Here is an 18,950-nt window from a genome sequence, read left to right as displayed (position 1 = left end):
TCACAGATACGAGGGGAGGAACCAACGCATTCAACTTTTGAGGCTACAACAATGAAGTTACTATATCAACTGAATGAAAAACCGCCGTATGGCATTACCTTTTTCCTTGCACTACAGCATATGTTAGCGTCCATTGGAGGCATCGTTGCTGTGCCTCTGATAGTCGGGGGAGCCATAGGGCTTCCACCCGGTGAGATCGTTACTTTAATCAGTGCCTCCCTATTGGTATCAGGTGTGGTGACAATAGTTCAATGTTTAGGGATAGGACCAGTTGGTATCCGTTTACCTGTGGTGATGGGGTCCAGTTTCGCCTTCTTAGGAACGTGTATCGCCATCGGTAGTAGCCAAGGGATGGGCAGTGTGATTGGCGCCGCTTTTGTGGGGTCGTTCATGGTTATTCTTGCCAGTTTCTATATGGATCAAGTAAAAAAGTTGTTCCCACCAGTGGTGAGTGGCGTTGTGGTAACGTTAATCGGCTTAACTATCATGCCAGTGGCCATGAACTGGATTGGTGATGCGCCAGCCGGTGACATGAGCTTTGCTTCACTGCCAAAAATCTTTTTAGCAGCATTCTCGTTAGCCGTGGTTATTGGGGTGTCAGTCTATTGTAAAGGGGCTATTGCTGCATCGGCCATTGTGGTGGGTTTAGTGGCGGGTTACATTGTTGCCATACCACTTGGTATGGTCAGCATGGATCAACTTTATTCGGCATCTTGGTTTGCACTACCTGAACCCTTTAAATATGGGATGACCTTTTCCTTACCCGCTATTATCAGTATGACGCTGGTTTATGTGGTGGTGGTGGCAGAGGCCACGGGAGACTTTATGGCGCTAGGGAGTAACTGTCATAAAGAGGTGACAGGTAAAGATTTACGCCGTGGTTTACTAGGGGATGGTCTTGGTAGTACCTTTGGTGCCATCATGACAGCAATGCCTGTCGCGAGTTTCAGCCAAAACGTCGGTATCGTTGGTATCAGTGGGGTAGCAAGCCGATTTGTGGTCGGTGTTGCAGGTGGCTTGTTGATTTTAGCGGGCCTATTTCCTAAAGTCGCGGCCTTAGCCGTCACAGTGCCGAAACCGGTTCTGGGCGGAGTTGGTTTTGTGATGTTTGGTATGATCGCCTATGCGGGGATCAGAATGCTGCTTAATGTCACCGACTCAAGACGTAATGCCTTAGTGGTGTGTGTTGGTTTGGCATCAGGTATGGCAGTCACATTAGAGCCAAACCTACTACAACATTTTCCAAAAGATCTGAAAATGCTGTTCCATTCAGGGATCACTACCGGAACGTTAGCTACGGTTGTACTTAATCTTATTTTACCTCGTTCTAAAAAGAGTAAAGAGATAAGTGAAAAGAACAAAGACGCTGACATCACAGCAAAAGGGATGTTAACAAAGGCGAAAAGTAATCCGTAACGTAACGCGTCAATAAGTGAGGTATTTGGCACCTTATTCGTATACTCAAGTCGCACTGTCGAGGCTTGAATATGAATAAGGTGCTTTTTTATCGGCTATTGATAATGGTGCTGATAGATATCAAAGTGATACTTTGGTATTAAATTGATACTCCCACCGAGGTGACTAAGAATCATACGCATTTCGCTCAATAACCTGAGTGAAAAAGCACATCGAAATAGAGTGCTTAACCTCACACAATCCGCAAATTCTTGACCTTCATCACGAAACCTTCCCTTTAAAACCCGTTTGACGAAGTTTGGCGCAGTAGTTGCAATTTTAGTCGTGACTATAAGAATTTTAACGCTATTACAACACTTTAATTATCATACACGTGGCACATAGACGTGCTGGCTGTGTACTGAAAGGAGATTTACAATGGGTGACATCATGCGTCCCGTACCGTTTGGTGAGCTTCTCAAGAGAATGTTTTGCGAGTACAAAGAGAGCCGGTCAATTTTTGGTATTCCAGAGAAGCAATTTTATAACAAGAAAAACTCAGACGAGTTATCCGTTTGGAATGAGAATTGTGAAACTCCCGTAGGCCCTGCCGCGGGTCCTCATACACAGCTCGCACAGAACATCATCTGTTCATGGCTTGCTGGTGGTCGTTTTATGGAGTTGAAAACCGTTCAGAAAATGGATCAGCTTGAAATTGCTAAGCCTTGTATTGATGCAGAAGATGAGTGTTTCAATACTGAATGGTCAACCGAGTTTACCCTAATCAAAGCGTATGATGAGTATCTAAAAGCTTGGGTTGCTTTACACCTGTTAGAAGCCCTATTCCGCAAAGGAGAAGAGCGTGCATTCATTTTCAATATGAGTGTAGGGTACGATTTAGACGGCATTAAAACCGCACCGATGCAAAAATACATCCACGACATGTTGGATTCAAGTAAGCATCAAGATTTTGAAAAATACGTGAATGAATTATCACGGTTTATTACCGATCCTGATTTCATCGCTGATCATGCATCTGAGTATACGGAAGCGGAACTTAAAGCGATTGCCAACAACGTGAGCTCAGAACTTACTCGAGGCGTTACGCTTTCAACCATGCACGGCTGTCCACCGAACGAGATCGAAGCGATCTGTCGTTACATGATTGAAGAGAAGAAGATCAATACGTTTGTAAAACTGAACCCAACGTTACTTGGCTTTAAACGTGTTCGTTCGATTTTGGATAACGCAGGCTTTGATTACATCGCATTAAGCGAAGAGTCATTCAGCCATGATCTACAGATTGATGATGCAAAAGCGATGTTACATAGACTGGTTGATTTGGGTAAAACCCATGACATCGGCTTTGGCGTTAAGCTTACCAATACACTGGGCACATTAAACAAAAAAGGGCGTTTACCGGACAAAGAGATGTACATGTCTGGTCGAGCACTGTTCCCATTGTCAATTAATGTGGCTCTTGAGCTCTCTCGTGAGTTTAATGGTCAACTGCCTATCTCTTATTCGGGTGGCGCAAGCAAGTTTAACATCAAAGAGATTTTTGAAACTGGTATCCGTCCAATTACCATGGCGACCGATCTGCTTAAACCTGGTGGTTATATGCGCTTGGCAGATTGCGCTAAAGAGCTAGAAGGTAGCAGCGAGTGGGGCATGGCATCTATCGATTTGGTGAAGCTTGAAGTATTAGCTGCTAAATCTCTCGTTGCTGATTACACCCAGAAAGAGTGGCGTGGACCTGAAGAGATCTCTGTTAAGAAACAGCTACCATTGACTGACTGTTATGTTGCGCCTTGTGTAACGGCGTGTCCAATCAGTCAAGATATCCCTGAATACATCCGCTTAATGGGCCAAGGCAAGCACACTGAAGCGCTAGAGATCATCTACGCACGTAATGCCCTACCTGCCATCACGGGACACATTTGTGATCACCAGTGTCAGTACAACTGTACCCGTCGTGACTATGAAGGTGCACTGAACATTCGTGAAATGAAGAAAGTGGCGCTAGCAAAAGGGTGGGAAGGTTACAAAGCGAAGTGGCATCAAAACGCACTCGATACCACTAAGCATCCTGTTGCCGTTATTGGTGCCGGCCCAGCAGGTCTATCTGCAGCGTACTTCATGGCACGAGCAGGTTACCCGGTTACTGTGTTTGAGAAGGAACAAACGGCTGGTGGTGTGGTTAAAAACATCATTCCACAGTTTAGAATTCCAGCAGAAACCATTGAGCATGACATCGATTTTGTTAAGCAACATGGTGTGACTTTCGAATATGGCTGTAATCCAGATCTTACTGTTTCAGCACTGAAAGAGAGCGGTTTCAAGTACGTCTGTCTAGGAATAGGTGCCGATAAAGGCAACCCAATCTCGCTCTCTGGTGAGAATACCAATGTCTTTAAATCTCTAGAGTTCTTACGCAGCTTTAATGATGGTGAGTTTGCAGGTAAAGCGGAAAGCTTAGGCAAACACGTAGTTGTAGTCGGTGCGGGTAACACAGCGATGGACAGTGCGCGTGCCGCATTGAAAGTGGATGGCGTAGAGAAAGTGACTATCATCTACCGCCGTACTCTTGCTGAGATGCCTGCATACAAAGAGGAGTATGAAGAAGCGGTTAAAGATGGCGTGCAATTCATGTTCTTAACTAATCCTGAAGCGTTTGAAGCTGATGGTAAGTTGACAGCCCGTGTGATGAAACTAGGTGAGCCTGATGAGAAAGGTCGTCGTCGTCCACTTGCAACGGATGAAACGGTTGAGCTTCAAGCTGATGCACTGATTACCGCGATTGGCGAGCAGAGTAACTGTGACACATTGATTCGTATGGGTGTGCCAATGGGTTGCGACGGTTGGCCGCTAGTTGACGTTGATACTGGTGAAACTGGTGTCGAAAATGTCTTCTTAATGGGCGATGCAAATACAGGTCCTTCGTCAATTGTTTCTGCTATATCTGGTGGTAGAAAAGCAGCCACCGCTATTTTAGAGCGCGAAGCGAAAGAGGATGAACAGTTAGACGCAACGCAAGCGGTTGATGTTGCTGATGTCTATGATCGTAAAGGTGAAATCCAAGTTAAATTGATCGAAGCTGAAGAGTTAGAAGCCGCTGATCATGACGCCTTTATTGAGCAGGAAGCGCAACGCTGTTTAGAATGTTCATACGTATGTAGCAAGTGTGTGGATGTCTGTCCAAACCGTGCCAACATTTCACTGCCGATTCCGGGCTTCAAAGATAAGTTCCAAACATTGCACCTAGATGCTTACTGTAATGAGTGTGGTAACTGTGCTCAGTTCTGCCCTTGGGATAGCAAGCCATACAAAGACAAGTTCACAATCTACAACCTAGAAGCGGATTTCCAAAACAGCACCAACAGCGGCTTCTTTGTTAACGGTTCAAGTGTTCTGCTACGTGCGGGTGGAGAAATTTACCGTACTACGATCAATGATAAGAGTGAAGTTGACCTGCCGAAATCATTGAAAGATGAATCAACAATGATCAGTTACGTTCATGCAAACCACAACTACCTATTGGGTGCAGTGGAACTTTAATAAGGATAACAGCATGTTAATACTTAAAAATGCAACAGCTATCCAGATTGAGCCTGCGCTCATCAAGGAAGGCGTAGATATTGTTATTGATGGGGCTCTGATTAAAGAAGTCGGCCAAAATCTAACTGCTAAGTACCCAAATGCGATAGTGAAAGAGATGAATCGAAAAGTGGTGATGCCGGGTATTGTCTGCTCGCACAACCATTTCTACTCGGGGTTAGCACGTGGCATCATGGCAGACATTAAACCTAGCCCTGATTTCATCTCAATATTGAAGAACTTGTGGTGGAGAATGGACCGCGCACTTGACGAAGAGGCGGTTTACTACAGCGGGCTTATCTGTTCACTGGAAGCGGTGAAAAGTGGTTGTTCATCAGTGATTGATCATCACGCTTCGCCAAATTACATTGCCGGTTCATTGAATACGTTACGCAAAGGGTTCCTCAAAGCAGGTTTGCGTGGCATGACTTGCTATGAAACGACCGATCGTAACCACGGCATGAAAGAGATGATGGCGGGTGTGGAAGAGAACATCAACTTCGCGAACCTGATTGATAGTGAGAAAGCCAGCGGTAATAGCCCGTATCTTGTTGAGTCCCACATCGGTGCTCACGCCCCGTTTACTGTGACTAATGAAGGGTTATCTATGATGGCGGAAGCGGTACAGGCAACAGGACGTGGGATTCACGTTCACGTCGCCGAAGACCGTTATGATGTGACACACAGCCACCATCATTACGATCAAGACATTGTTGAACGTTTAGACAGCTTTGGCTTGATCAATGAGAAGACATTGCTAGCACATGGTCTGTTCTTATCTGACCGTGATATCGATATCTTAAATGCGAAAAACGGTTTCTTAGTCCATAACGCACGTTCAAACATGAACAATAATGTGGGCTACAACCAGAAAATAACTCGCTTCAAAAATGTAGCATTAGGTACCGATGGTATTGGTGCAGACATGCTTGAAGAGCTTAAATTCTCGTTCTTTAAACATCGTGATGCGGGTGGTCCATTATGGCCTGATAGTTTTGCGAAGAGCTTGTGGAATGGTAATGAAATTCTGGCAAGGAACTTTGGCGCCAAGTTTGGCCGCTTAGATGCGGGCAATAAAGCGGATTTAACCATCTTAGATTATACAAGCCCAACACCGTTTGAGGCAGATAATCTAGCGGGTCATATCGCTTTTGGCATGAATGCAGGGAACGTAAACAGTGTCATGGTTGAGGGTAAATTCAGCTATGAAGACCGAGCTTTCCCATTTGATATCGAACCAATTTACGCTGAGGCTAGAAAGGTAGCTAAGCGTGTTTGGAACACAATGGATCAACTAAACTAATGTGAGGTTTGGTTATGGACGCAGTTAATACTAAGTTTAAGTGGCAAGAAGCTACTGGAGAAGCGAAGTATATAGCTGACCGTCATTATGAAGGCGTACTTGAGGGGCGATTTTATCGCTCCTCATGTCCTCGCGGCATAATTAAAACGGTCGAAATCCCAACGCTACCAGCAGGTTATCACCTGTTTGGTGCCGAAGATGTACCTGGACAAAATGCATTGCCAATCGTTGAAATCGATTGGCCTGCGTTTGCGGAAAAAGAAGTTCGATATGTCGGTCAGACGATATTTTTACTCGTCGGTCCGGACCCTAAAATTATTGAACAGCTACTCGAAAAAATAGACGTAGAGTACCTCCCTCAAACCCCTGCTTATACTATCCCTCAATCCAAGTTTGCCTTAGACGGGCCTATTCACGGAAGTAATAATCTGTTTGACAGTCATGTGCTCAATAAAGGCGATATTGTTGAGGGATTTTCCAACGCTGTCACTGTGATTGAAGAGCAGTGCGAGACGGGTTATCAAGAGCACATCTATCTTGAAACACAAGGTGTTGTGGGTTATCCCAAAGATGGAAAAGTGGTGGTTGAAGGTTCAATGCAGTGTCCTTGGTATGTGCATCACTGTATGGCCGTAGTGCTTGGACATGATCGTGTAAGAGCGATTCAGTGCCCAACAGGCGGCGCGTTTGGTGGTAAAGAGGATTACCCTGATGTATTGGCGGGTCCGTTAGCTGTTGCGGTTGAAAAACTGCAACGCCCAATTCGAGTGATTCTTGAGCGCAGTGAAGATATTGCGTTTACCTCCAAGCGACATCCCGCGAGTTTCCATTACCGTACCGGACTTGATGCCAATGGTAAAATTGTGGCGATGGAGATAAATATAGACATTAATTGTGGCGCCTTTTTGAGTCTGTCGGGGATTGTCCTACAACGCTCAATTACCACCGCAACCAATGTGTACGATATTCCTAATGTCCGAGTTAATGGCAATGCCTGGGCAACCAATACCGTGCCAACTGGTGCATTTAGAGGATTTGGGTCACCACAAACCTGCTTTGGCATTGAAACTCACATGAATCATGTGGCTAAAAAAATCGGACAAGATCCTGCTTTCTTTAAACAGCAACACTTCTTAACCTCTGAAGCTACCTCGTTAACCGGCGGTACTATTTTTGGCGATTTAGTGCTGGACAAAATGATGGATCGAATCGAAACGTTATCGGAATATCGCAATAAAGTCGACCAATACAGCCATCATCCAAAGCGAAGTGAGAAATGCCGAGGAATTGGAATGGCGGTATTCCAGCATGGCTGTGGTTTTGCCGGTGATCTGGAAGATGTGTTGGTTAACGCAAAAGTAACCATCATTAAACAAGCCAATAATCAAGTTCATATCTTGGCATCCAATACTGATATGGGGCAAGGGCTAAGTTTGACTTTCCGAAAAATCGTAGCGGAAAATCTAAAACAACCTATAGAAACGGTATTCTTGGATACACCGGATACGGCAAAGGTCCCTGACTCTGGGCCAACCGTCGCATCAAGATCCATCGTTATTGTTGGTTATTTACTTGAAAAAGCAGCGAAGAGGTTATGTGCAGCATGGGTTGATGGCGAGCATATCGAAATCAATGAAGCTTACCGTAAACCTGACTATCACGTTTGGGATCAGCAGAATTACCAAGGCAATGCTTATCAAGTGGTAAGTTACGGCGTTAACGTGGTTGAAGTCGAAGTAGACATGGCGACGGGTCAAACGGAAATCATCGGTGCTTATGGGGTATTTGATATCGGTAAAGCGATCGATGAGCAGGTCTTTAAAGGACAAATTGACGGTGGCATGGTGCAAGCGCTTGGTTATGGAAGTTGCGAAAAAATGGAGCTGACCGACAAAGGAATATTTGCCCAACGAACCATGGCGGATTATGTGATACCTACCGCATTGGATGTGCCGACTATTGAGAGTGATTTGGTTGATAACCCTTATCCATATGGTCCTAGCGGAGCTAAAGGAGGTGGAGAGTTGACCCATAATGGAGCTGCAGCAGCATACGCAGCAGCTGTTGAGTGTGCGATCAATCGACCATTCTCTTCCATTCCTGTCACCGATGAAAAGGTGTTTGAAGCACTAAGAGGTAGTGATCATTATGATAGTTGAATTTTATCTCAATGATAAATTAACTCAGGTCGAATCTGAGCCCATGCAATCCGTATTGAATGTATTGCGTGATGACTTGAACAACACCGCGAGCAAAGAGGGGTGTGGCGAAGGTGAATGTGGGGCCTGTTCGGTATTATTAAATGGCGAACTGGTGAATGCGTGCATGACGCCTATTGCTCAGGTAGAAGGGGAACACATTACAACACTTGAAGGATTAAGAGAGACCGTCAAAGGGAAGTGCATCATTAACGCTCTGCTTGAAGCAAAAGGGGTTCAATGTGGTTTCTGTACTCCTGGTATGGTGTTGGCGCTCTATGTATTAATGGAGCAGAAATACAACAGCCATGCGGACGGGTTATCAGAGTTGGAGATCCGCACCGCATTATCAGGCAACCTGTGCCGTTGTACGGGTTACAGCATGATTGTTGATGCCGCAAAAATCGCATGGCGAAAATGGGGGGAGTTATGACAGTCAGTTATCGACCCGAGTCGCTGGAGGTTGTGTTAGATAAGCTAGCACAGGCAAAACATACCCTGTTCGCTGGTGGTTCTGATCTCATGGTTCAGCACAGTGCACGACCAGGGATCCCTCCAGAATATAATGAAAACGTAATCTTTTTAGATGCGATTACGTCATTAAAAGAGATAAAAGCGATAACAGTAAAAGGAGACCGTTATATCAGTATTGGGGCAGGAGCCAAACTCCATCAAATAGAGAGTGATCCATTAGTCCCAGAGATACTGCAACAGAGTGTTGGTAGTATCGCGGCACCTGCCTTGAGGAATCGAGCGACACTCGCAGGCAATATCTGCAATGCGTCACCGGCTGCGGATTCACTGCCTGCCCTGTATGTGCTTGAGGCGCTAGTGATACTTGCTAGTGTGGATGGAGAACGTACGGTGGCCATCAGTGATTTTATCACCGCACCTGGAAAAACGATAATCGCTGAAAATGAACTGCTTATTGCAGTACTCATTCCTAATGTAGAGTGGCCTATCAGTTTTTATCACAAGGTAGGAACCCGAGCAGCAAATGCTCTTACTAAGTTATCTGTGGTGGGAGTTGCAAAGGTTGTTGATGATGTCATGGTTGATTGGCGCATTGCCTTTGGTGCTGTTGGCCCTACGGTGATCCGATCAACCGAGATAGAGAAACTGTTATGCCAACAACCGCCAACGGCATTGATACAAGAGAGATTGGTCAATAAGGTGGTTAACGCCTATGGTGACATTATTAAACCTATTGATGATCAACGCTCTACAGCTAGTTATCGTCACGGTGTTTCATTAGCACTGTTGAAACGTTGGTTGAACCAATTAGCCGACCAATAATCAAGATGAAACGCCTATCAAGGCTATCAATATCAAATTGATAGCCTTTTTTCTTATTTTGATAAAAAACCTCTCAGAAAATCATATTTGGTATTGGATTTAATTTTCGGCACACATTGGATTATGAATTTTTGCGTCATAAACAGCATAAATTCGCTGAAAAACGAACAAATCACGACCAATATCACATTATCTTTAGTTAGTTTGTTATCAACAAATTTTGGCTTAAATGTTGCTATTTAGTACTTAAGAAGCTGCTGATATGAGCGGATATTTTTAAATTAGAAGAAGCTACTGATTTTAAATTACGTAAGATTCAAAAAGGTAACCACAATGATTGAACATTATTTACAACCAAACTCTACAGCTCAAGCCCTCCAATTGGCAAAAGAACATGCGGGTGTGTCAACTTGGTTTTCTGGTGGTTCTAAGCTTAATGCAGCGCCAACCAAAACAAACAAAACTGTTGCCATTTCGCTAGATAAATTGGACCTTGATAAGATCGAAATGAATGAAGAAGCGCTGCATATAGGCGCAACGTGCAACATTCAAACATTGATCGATCATGAACTCACGCCTTCTGCACTTAAACAAGCGGCAGGGTTTATTTACTCAAGACACGTTCGTAATCAAGCGACGATTGGTGGAGAGATTGCCGCTAAACAGAGTGAAGCTCTTATTGTGCCAGCACTGTTTGCACTTCGTGCCCGCGTGATTCTTGCTGATGATCGTGAATTGAACGTTGAAGAATATATCAATGCAGACGAAAGAGAATTAATTGTTAAAGTCATCATTCCAAACCCTCAAATTGCGTGTATCGGGTATAACTTAACACGTTCTGCAGCAGGCCTATCCGTAATGACTGCCGCAGTTTCTATTGATGAAAATGGTAACAAAATCATCGCCATTGATGGTGTGTCTACGAAATATAATGGAAATGCCACGCCAGTACGTTTACGTGATCTGGAACTTCAAGATCTGAAAGGTGAATTGTTAGAGCAAGCTGTTTCTGAAGCCGTACACCCCGTAGAAGATTTATGTGGCGGCGTTGCGTATAAACGTTATGTTGCTGGCGTTATCATTACCGATCTACTTGCAGAATGTCAGCAGTTAGCAAAGGATATTTAATCATGACTATTACTTTTACATTAAATGACCACCTACAAACAATACAATGTGAGCTAGGTGAGAACGTTCAAACGCTACTACACGGTTTAGGTTATCACTCCGTTCGTAATAGTGATGATGGTTTTGGTTTTGCAGGTTCAGACGTTATTTTACTGAATGGAAAACTGGTTAATGCCTCAATGCTGATAGCAGCTCAATTACAAGATAAGTCTGTAGTGACTGCGGAATCTCTAGGCGAATGGAATCAACTTAGCCTAGTTCAACAAGCGATGATCGATGTTGGTGTTGTACAGTCAGGGTATAACGATCCCGCATTGGCATTGATTTTGACTGAGTTACTTGAGAGAGACGCGCAACCATCACGTGATGTGATTGATGATGCGCTGTCAGGACTGTTCAGTCGTGATGCAGGTTATCAACAGTTTTATGAAGTGGTAGAACTGGCAACCAATCGAATGAAAGATCCTAGCTACACTAAACAGTTTGCGCCTGAGTTTCGCGAAGAGCTTAATGTTGTTGGCAAAAATAGCCCGAAAATAGACTCGGCAGTTATGGTTCAAGCTAAGCCATGTTATGTGGAAGACAGAATTCCTGCTAATGCATGTGTTATTAAAATGCTACGTAGCCCACACGCTAGCGCATGGATCACTGAATTAGACGTATCAAAAGCGGAAGCGCTTCCGGGTGTTGTTTCTGTCATCACTCATAAAAACTGTCCCGATGTACCTTATACCCCAGGCGGACAAAGTGCGCCAGAGCCATCGCCACTTGATCGCCGTATGTTTGGTCAAAAACTGCGTCATGTTGGTGATCGTGTAGCGGCTGTTGTAGCGGAAAGCGTTGAGATCGCAGAGCACGCATTAACGTTAATTGATGTTGAATATGACGTACTACAAGCGGTAATGAGCATTGATGAAGCGCGTGATGCTAATGCCCCTATCATTCATAATGAGCCAATCGAATATGGTGTAGGTGCTCCGGATGATCTTGCTGAGCAGAATGAGAATGCTGACCCACGTGAAGGAAAGTTAATCGTTAACTTCCCAATCGGGTGTTACCCACGTAAAAATATTGCCGCCAGTGTTCGTGGTCATATCGGTGACTTAGCGAAAGGTTTTGCAGAAGCTGACGTCATTATGGAACGTACTTACGAATCGAAACAGGTACAACAACTGCCAGTAGAAACGCACATCTGTTACAGCTACATGGATGGTGAGCGTTTAGTCATGCATGATGCGACTCAGGTGCCGTGGCATGTTCGTCGTCAAGTGGCGAAGATCCTAGGGATTAAACAGAACAAAGTACACATCGTCAAAGAGCGCGTAGGCGGCGGATACGGTTCGAAGCAAGATATCTTACTTGAAGACGTTTGTGCATGGGCGACATGGACAACTGGCCGTCCGGTCTATTTCCACCATACACGTGAAGAGGAGTTCATCTGTAATTCTACTCGTCACGTTGCTAAAGTTACGGTGAAACTTGGCGCGACCAAAGACGGTAAACTGACTGCGATTGATATGGAGTTCCTAGCCAATACTGGTCCTTATGGTAACCACGCGTTAACCGTACCTTCAAATGGCCCAGCGCTCTCTTTACCACTTTATCCTTGTGATAACGTTGATTTCCGCGTAACAACTTACTACTCAAATATCTGTCCTACCGGTGCATATCAGGGCTACGGTGCGCCAAAAGGTAACTTTGCGTTAACCATGGCGATGGCGGAACTGGCAGAAGAGTTAGGCATTGATCATTTAGACATGATTGAAACTAACCGGGTTGTTGAAGGCCAAGAGTTGAAGATTTTGGCGGCGATTGGTGAAGGTAAAATGCCGACATCGACTCCTAAAGTGCACAGCTGTGCCTTGAAAGAGATTCTACGCGAAGGTCGTAAATTGATTGATTGGGATTCACCTAAGGCGTCAAATGGTGATTGGAAGGTAGGCCGTGGTGCTGCCATTATTCAGCAGAAATCAGGCATCCCAGATATCGACCAAGCAAACTGTAGCATGAAGATGGCTTCTGATGGTACCTTCATTATCCACTCAGGGGGTGCCGATATCGGGACCGGTTTGGATACGGTGATTGTTAAGTTGGCAGCGGAAGTGTTGAGTTGTCCACTGGATGATATCACCATCCACTCTGGCGACACTGATCACGCCCCATTTGATAAAGGTGCATACGCTTCTTCAGGAACGTGCTTCTCTGGCAACGCGGCGAAACTTGCAGCGGAAGCAATGAGAGAGAAAATCTTGAAATACGGTGCTGAATTGCTAAAAGAGCCGGTTGAAGATGTCACCATTGTTGCACCTGGCTTAGTGAAAGGTAAAACAGGCGCAACAGTCAGCTTCTTCGATATTGCTCATACTGCTGAGAGTGGCACAGGTTGGGGACAGTTATTAACCAACGGTTGCTTTACAACGTCTGAGTTCGCTTTCCCATATGGTGCTAACTTTGCTGAAGTAGCGGTCAACACTCGTACGGGTGAGATCAAGCTGGATAAATTCCATGCGCTATTAGACTGTGGTACACCGGTCAACCCAGATTTGGCGCTAGGTCAGATTTACGGTGCTAGTATGCGAGCGATTGGTCATAGTATGAGTGAAGAGCTGATTTATGATGATAACGGTAGCCCATTAACACGCGATCTGAAGAGCTACGGCGCACCAAAAATTGGTGATATCCCAACTGAGTTCAAAGCGGTATTAGTACCGAGTGATGATCCTGTAGGGCCTTATGGCGCGAAATCTATCTCTGAGATTGGTGTGAATGGTGCAGCACCAGCGATTGCATCTGCTATCCATGATGCGTGTGGCGTGTGGTTACGTGAGTGGCACTTTACACCAGAAAAAATCTTGAAAGGGTTAAATAAAATATAAAAAACCTCAAAGCGGTCTTTTGCATCTCTGTGAAAGACCGCTTTTTTATTATTGATAAAAACAATTATAATTATGAAATAAAGTTTAGAGGGTATTATGGAATTTTCACACGCAGTAAAAGCAATTCGTGGGACACTATTAGATATCGCGAAAGTGGTCGATAAACCGGAAGAAATTGAAGAGAACTTACGTTATATAGAAGATGGATTAATGCTAGTCGAACATGGCCGCATTAAGTGGGTAGGACAGTGGGAAGATGGAAAGCACTTAGTTCCTGCCACTGTTCGTATTCGTCACTATCCTGGCAAAATGATCATGCCGGGTTTTGTGGATACTCATATTCACTATCCGCAAGCTGAAATGATGGGGGCTTATGGGGAGCAGCTGCTGGAGTGGCTTGAAAACTACGTTTTTCCTACGGAAGCCAGATACGCAGATAAAGAGTACGCACGCGAAATGTCGAACTTCTTTATCAAACAATTATTAAGAAATGGCACCACAACTGGGCTAGTGTTTGGTACGGTACACCCAGAATCTGTTGATGCACTGTTCGAATCTGCTGAAAAAATCAATATGAGAATCATCGCGGGTAAAGTGATGATGGACCGAAACGCACCTGATTATCTACTCGATACTGCCGATATCAGCTATAACCAAACCAAAGAGTTGATTGATAAATGGCATAAAAAAGGTCGCGCGTTATACGCCATTACACCTCGTTTTGCTCCTACTTCAACCCCTGAACAGCTTGAGATGGCCGGTAAGTTAAAAGCAGAATACCCGGATACTTATGTTCATACGCACCTGTGTGAGAATAAGAATGAAATCTCATGGGTTAGAGATTTATACCCAGAACGCTCAAGTTATTTAGATGTCTATCACCACTATGGACTGACTGGTTCGAAGAGTGTGTTTGCACACTGTGTTCATTTAGAAGATGAAGAGTGGGACTGTTTAGCAGAAACGGATTCAGCCATCGCATTCTGTCCAACCTCTAACCTCTATTTGGGCAGCGGTTTATTTAGACTGCAAGAAGCTTGGAAGCGTAATATTCGAGTGGGTATGGGAACCGATGTTGGTGCTGGAACCACTTTTAACATGTTACAAACCTTGAATGAAGCCTACAAAGTGATGCAGCTACAACAGTATCGTTTACCGGCGTTTGAGGCATTTTACTTGGCAACATTAGGTGGTGCTAAGTCACTTTCACTGGACCACTTAATTGGTAACTTTGAAGTCGGTAAAGAAGCGGATTTTGTCGTCATCGATCCCTGTGCCACCCCACTGCAGCAGCTTAGGTTCGATAACTCTAAGTCCTTAGCAGATGAACTATTTATTTTAATGACATTAGCGGATGATCGCAGCATTTATCGCACCTATGTAGATGGTCGATTGGTATACGAACGCAGCTAATGATGTAAAGACAGTTACCCTATTTCAATTGCAATTAGTACATACGAAGGAAGGCGAATGCACATCTGTGTCATTGCCTCACCCTTTGTTATGGATGATAAACTAGAAGGAATACATGATGTCTGATAATAGTAGTGTACATAATGCGCAACCCGAAGCAGAAATGGACCCGCAACCAGTAGGTCTTAGTTCATTAGATAGTTATTTTGAAATAACACAACGAGGGAGCAGCGTTAGAAAGGAAGTTCTAGCGGGTGTGACCACATTCTTGGCCATGGTGTATTCGGTAATTGTTGTACCGAGCATGCTAGGGGCAGCAGGTTTTGACCCTGGTGCAGTCTTTATTGCAACCTGTATGATTGCCGCATTCGGTTCTCTATTAATGGGTCTGTGGGCGAAACTGCCTATGGCTATTGGTTGTGCCATCTCATTAACAGCGTTCACCGCGTTTAGTTTAGTGTTAGGGCAGGGGATAAGCATTCCTGTTGCTCTTGGTGCTGTATTCTTGATGGGTGTGGTGTTTACGGCAATTACCGTAACAGGCGTACGTCAATGGATCTTAACTAACTTACCGTATGGTATTGCACACGGTACTGGTATTGGTATTGGTCTGTTTTTATTGCTTATTGCTGCAAATGGCGTGGGTTTAGTGGTTAAAAATGAATTTGCCGGATTGCCTGTGCATTTAGGTGAATTTACTTCACTACCCGTAATCATGTCAATCATTGGTCTTGCCGTGATTATTGGCCTTGAAAAGCGACGTGTCCCTGGTGGGATTCTACTCGTGATTGTTGCTATTTCTGTATTCGGCTTAGCGTTTGACCCTAATGTGAAATATCAAGGATTCTTTGCCATGCCTACATTTGGTGGTGAAAACTCGTTGATTGGGACCATGGATGTGATGGGTGCACTTAACCCGATTATCATTCCAAGTGTATTGGCACTAGTAATGACCGCTATCTTTGATGCGACCGGTACGATACGTGCGGTAGCCGGACAAGCCAACTTATTGGATAAAGATGGGCAGATCATCAATGGTGGCAAAGCACTGACGTCTGACTCAGTCAGTAGTATTTTTGCTGGTATGGTCGGCGGGGCACCAGCGGCGGTATACATTGAATCAGCAGCAGGTACCGCGGCAGGTGGTAAAACAGGGTTAACCGCGACAGTGGTCGGCGGCTTATTCTTATTGATGCTATTTTTAGCACCTATCAGCTATTTAGTTCCTGCATATGCGACTGCTCCTGCACTTATGTACGTAGGTCTTTTGATGCTGAGTAACGTGACGAAACTGAACTTTGATGACTCAGTCGATGCGCTTTCAGGGCTAATGTGTGCAGTATTTATCGTACTTACCGGCAACATTGTTACTGGTATCATGCTCGGATTCAGTTCGTTGGTTGTTGGTCGTTTAGTATCCGGTGACTGGAAGAAATTGAACCTAGGTACAGTATTAATTGCGATCACACTGGTGATTTTCTACGCCGGTGGTTGGGCCATCTAGTAGGTAATTAATTTTGGTGCCACAGTGTCATACTGTGGCATCTCATCCCCAATACTTGCGCCAATGTAAGTCGGGTCAGTGACGTAATATCTCTCACCTTCCAGCATCACATATTTTCCAGACACGCCACTATTATTAGTAAAAGCAACCGCAGCAGCAAGGTGTCCCGGATAGTGTAGACCCACGGTTTTCAACCCCACCACTTCTTCGACTAAGAAAGAGAACAGAAAAGCGCGATCTTCACAATCAGCGGCACGCAACATTAAGGTGTGCATTGGCGCTGCATAGTACTCTTCTCCCCATTGATCCACATCGAGTTCATACTCGAAACCAAATTGAATCAAACTTAAAATTGTTTGTACTTGGACTCGTTCAGGCTTGCCATCCAATGCTTGTTTTAGTTGATCCACCAGACTTAAGTAGTTGGCGGAGGTTGGATGCGCCTTAAAGTACCAATTGAATTCGAGTTGAGGGTGGTGGCGATAATACTCGTTAAGCTGTGAGTAAACAAAGTAACTTAATTCTGTGTCGTTTTTATCATCTTTCAGAGTGTGCTTTTGGCTAGAGAGTTGAGTGCTAACAAGTGGCTTACTAAAAGAGAAATCAAAACTCTTTTTGTCACCGCTATCTTGTTGGTAGGTATAGAGCGAGTTCATTGGCTGCTTACCAATTAACGTGTAATAAGTAACATCATTAGAGGTGATGGACTTTTTACTGAATATTTTCTGTTGGCTGGGAATGAGTAAGAAAATATCACTATTGTCATAACCCAAACGCACGTCATAACCCATATCTAGCAACAGCGCCCATACAATAAATTGACTATTATTCTCGTTATTGTTGGTTAGCTGTTTGGCGTATATATCAGTGACAGAGATAAGTGCCCAATCGGGTAAGTCGTATTCGTTAGCATAGTGTTTTAGAGTAACAGATGCTTGGTGGATCGAGGTGATATTTTGTGCCCAGGTATCTGCAATCACATCACTCGACGGTGTGTTTATGGGATTATTCCAAGACTCTAGTTCTGGCAATTGAAAAGAGAGGCCTAAGTAATCGAATTGAATACTGGAATCTTCAATAATCGGCTCAATCTCGGGTAACGGTTCAGGTTCGGGTATCGGTACCACAGGAGAAGGTATTGGAATGTCGATAACAATTTCTGGAATAGGAGTGAGATCCGGTTGCGGTGTTGTTGGTTCGGGTGCGACAGGAGGAATATCTATTTTGGGTTCAGTAAACGCTTTTTTCCCGGCTTGGGTACGCATGTCTTCCCAATCTTTTTTCAATGCATCATGGAACGCTTTTTGATCGCTAGTTAAGTAGTCGAGGTATTCAGCTTGTCGCTCTTGTTTCCACTTTTTAAACTCTTCAGAAGTAGCAAAACTGGACGAGGCGAAAATCACAGCAGAACAGATTAACGCATAAGGTAGATAGTGACTGAACCGACGACTAAACATAGTGTTATCTCTTGATAGTGGAGCCTAGATCTAGGCTCCATAATTATCGATAAATTATTGGGTTAGGGCTCGTTGCTTTCTTAACTCTTCAATTTTTGACGCCATCTCTTCGTGTGACTTTTTACCTTGGAATTGCTGCCACGCGGCTTCATCATTGGCCATGCTAGTACGAATCGCATTTTGTGATTTAGCGACTAAATTCTCTTCATCAATAGCAACCCAAATATAAACTTCTCCTTGAGGTCCAACGATTCGTCTAACAATGCGTGAGCCCATTAGGGATTCATCGGTAAGAGATTCTGCGGTACTGGAAGCGGTTTTATCAATCGATTCAGCGTCAGTTACGCCAGTTGTACCTAAATAGTTCTTAACCATCGAAGAAATTTGTGTTCGTACATTTTGAGCCAGTTGTACACGCGCCGCGAGGGTAGCTTGATCCACCATGTAATTCATGCCAGCGGCAGATTTTGGTGATGAGCCTCGACCTGTGACAACGAATCCATCAATTTGTCCGGTGCAAAAGAACTCAGGGGCATCAGAGACACCATCGTCAAATTTACACCAGTTTGCGTCAATCGGGGTTGAGGGGGTATTGGTAACCACTTCATCTTTCACTTCGTCTGTTGTGCTACCACATGCAGCTAATACCAGACCAAGTGAAGCGATAAGGGATGATTTCAATAGGTTCATTTTCTTAGCTCCATCTAATTATGACTATGTAAAATATAAGAAGGAAGATAGCATAATTAAGAATAGTTAATAAATGTATATTTGCCTCATCAA

The 18,950-nt window shown here is 44.3% G+C and carries 12 protein-coding genes; 10 read left to right on the top strand and 2 right to left on the bottom strand.

Annotated features, from left to right (window positions below; genetic code table 11):
• Positions 1 to 51: 51 nt before the first annotated feature.
• From L4C32_RS07475 to L4C32_RS07430, 10 genes are all read left to right on the top strand, one after another.
• Entirely contained in the window at positions 52 to 1,416 is a 1,365-nt protein-coding gene (locus L4C32_RS07475; protein WP_428196240.1) for a nucleobase:cation symporter-2 family protein, read from the top strand.
• Positions 1,417 to 1,833: 417 nt separating this feature from the next.
• A complete protein-coding gene (gene ygfK, locus L4C32_RS07470; RefSeq protein WP_428196239.1) occupies positions 1,834 to 4,953 on the top strand; it encodes a putative selenate reductase subunit YgfK in 3,120 nt (1,039 codons plus the stop codon).
• Between the two features lie 13 nt (positions 4,954 to 4,966).
• Entirely contained in the window at positions 4,967 to 6,295 is a 1,329-nt protein-coding gene (gene ssnA, locus L4C32_RS07465) for a putative aminohydrolase SsnA (RefSeq protein ID WP_428196238.1), read from the top strand.
• A 14-nt stretch (positions 6,296 to 6,309) separates the two neighbouring features.
• Entirely contained in the window at positions 6,310 to 8,454 is a 2,145-nt protein-coding gene (locus tag L4C32_RS07460) for a xanthine dehydrogenase family protein molybdopterin-binding subunit (RefSeq protein ID WP_428196237.1), read from the top strand.
• Positions 8,444 to 8,926 (top strand): (2Fe-2S)-binding protein, encoded by a 483-nt coding sequence (locus L4C32_RS07455; protein ID WP_428196236.1) that lies wholly within the window; start codon positions 8,444 to 8,446, stop codon positions 8,924 to 8,926. Before L4C32_RS07460 ends, L4C32_RS07455 begins: the two co-directional genes overlap by 11 nt.
• Entirely contained in the window at positions 8,923 to 9,789 is an 867-nt protein-coding gene (locus L4C32_RS07450) for an FAD binding domain-containing protein (RefSeq protein ID WP_428196235.1), read from the top strand. Before L4C32_RS07455 ends, L4C32_RS07450 begins: the two co-directional genes overlap by 4 nt.
• Positions 9,790 to 10,122: 333 nt before the next feature.
• Entirely contained in the window at positions 10,123 to 10,917 is a 795-nt protein-coding gene (ygfM, locus tag L4C32_RS07445) for a molybdopterin-dependent oxidoreductase FAD-binding subunit (RefSeq protein WP_428196234.1), read from the top strand.
• A gap of 2 nt (positions 10,918 to 10,919) precedes the next feature.
• Positions 10,920 to 13,793: a molybdopterin-dependent oxidoreductase Mo/Fe-S-binding subunit gene (locus tag L4C32_RS07440; protein WP_428196233.1), complete on the top strand. Its 2,874-nt coding sequence runs from the start codon at positions 10,920 to 10,922 to the stop codon at positions 13,791 to 13,793.
• Positions 13,794 to 13,889: 96 nt separating this feature from the next.
• Positions 13,890 to 15,206, top strand: coding sequence for a guanine deaminase (gene guaD, locus L4C32_RS07435; RefSeq protein WP_428196232.1), 1,317 nt, complete (start codon positions 13,890 to 13,892; stop codon positions 15,204 to 15,206).
• A 118-nt stretch (positions 15,207 to 15,324) separates the two neighbouring features.
• Complete coding sequence (locus L4C32_RS07430) at positions 15,325 to 16,710, top strand: NCS2 family permease (RefSeq protein WP_428196231.1); 1,386 nt, start codon at positions 15,325 to 15,327, stop codon at positions 16,708 to 16,710.
• Here L4C32_RS07430 and L4C32_RS07425 read toward each other — a convergent pair.
• Positions 16,707 to 18,167, bottom strand: coding sequence for a hypothetical protein (locus tag L4C32_RS07425; RefSeq protein WP_428196230.1), 1,461 nt, complete (start codon positions 18,165 to 18,167; stop codon positions 16,707 to 16,709). The genes L4C32_RS07430 and L4C32_RS07425 overlap by 4 nt on opposite strands.
• 54 nt (positions 18,168 to 18,221) lie before the next feature.
• A complete protein-coding gene (locus tag L4C32_RS07420) occupies positions 18,222 to 18,857 on the bottom strand; it encodes an LPP20 family lipoprotein (RefSeq protein WP_428196229.1) in 636 nt (211 codons plus the stop codon).
• Positions 18,858 to 18,950 lie beyond the last annotated feature (93 nt).

The sequence above is a fragment of the Aliivibrio kagoshimensis genome, assembly GCF_050337105.1.
Lineage (GTDB): Bacteria > Pseudomonadota > Gammaproteobacteria > Enterobacterales > Vibrionaceae > Aliivibrio_A > Aliivibrio_A kagoshimensis.
This window is presented reverse-complemented; position numbering and strand designations above follow the sequence as displayed.

Coding starts and splice junctions, on each gene's coding strand:
- L4C32_RS07425 (WP_428196230.1), bottom strand. CDS start 18,167: ATGTTTAGTCGTCGGTTCAGTCACTATCTACCTTATGCGTTAATCTGT.
- L4C32_RS07420 (WP_428196229.1), bottom strand. CDS start 18,857: ATGAACCTATTGAAATCATCCCTTATCGCTTCACTTGGTCTGGTATTA.
- L4C32_RS07475 (WP_428196240.1), top strand. CDS start 52: ATGAAGTTACTATATCAACTGAATGAAAAACCGCCGTATGGCATTACC.
- L4C32_RS07460 (WP_428196237.1), top strand. CDS start 6,310: ATGGACGCAGTTAATACTAAGTTTAAGTGGCAAGAAGCTACTGGAGAA.
- ygfK (WP_428196239.1), top strand. CDS start 1,834: ATGGGTGACATCATGCGTCCCGTACCGTTTGGTGAGCTTCTCAAGAGA.
- guaD (WP_428196232.1), top strand. CDS start 13,890: ATGGAATTTTCACACGCAGTAAAAGCAATTCGTGGGACACTATTAGAT.
- L4C32_RS07440 (WP_428196233.1), top strand. CDS start 10,920: ATGACTATTACTTTTACATTAAATGACCACCTACAAACAATACAATGT.
- L4C32_RS07450 (WP_428196235.1), top strand. CDS start 8,923: ATGACAGTCAGTTATCGACCCGAGTCGCTGGAGGTTGTGTTAGATAAG.
- L4C32_RS07430 (WP_428196231.1), top strand. CDS start 15,325: ATGTCTGATAATAGTAGTGTACATAATGCGCAACCCGAAGCAGAAATG.
- ygfM (WP_428196234.1), top strand. CDS start 10,123: ATGATTGAACATTATTTACAACCAAACTCTACAGCTCAAGCCCTCCAA.
- ssnA (WP_428196238.1), top strand. CDS start 4,967: ATGTTAATACTTAAAAATGCAACAGCTATCCAGATTGAGCCTGCGCTC.
- L4C32_RS07455 (WP_428196236.1), top strand. CDS start 8,444: ATGATAGTTGAATTTTATCTCAATGATAAATTAACTCAGGTCGAATCT.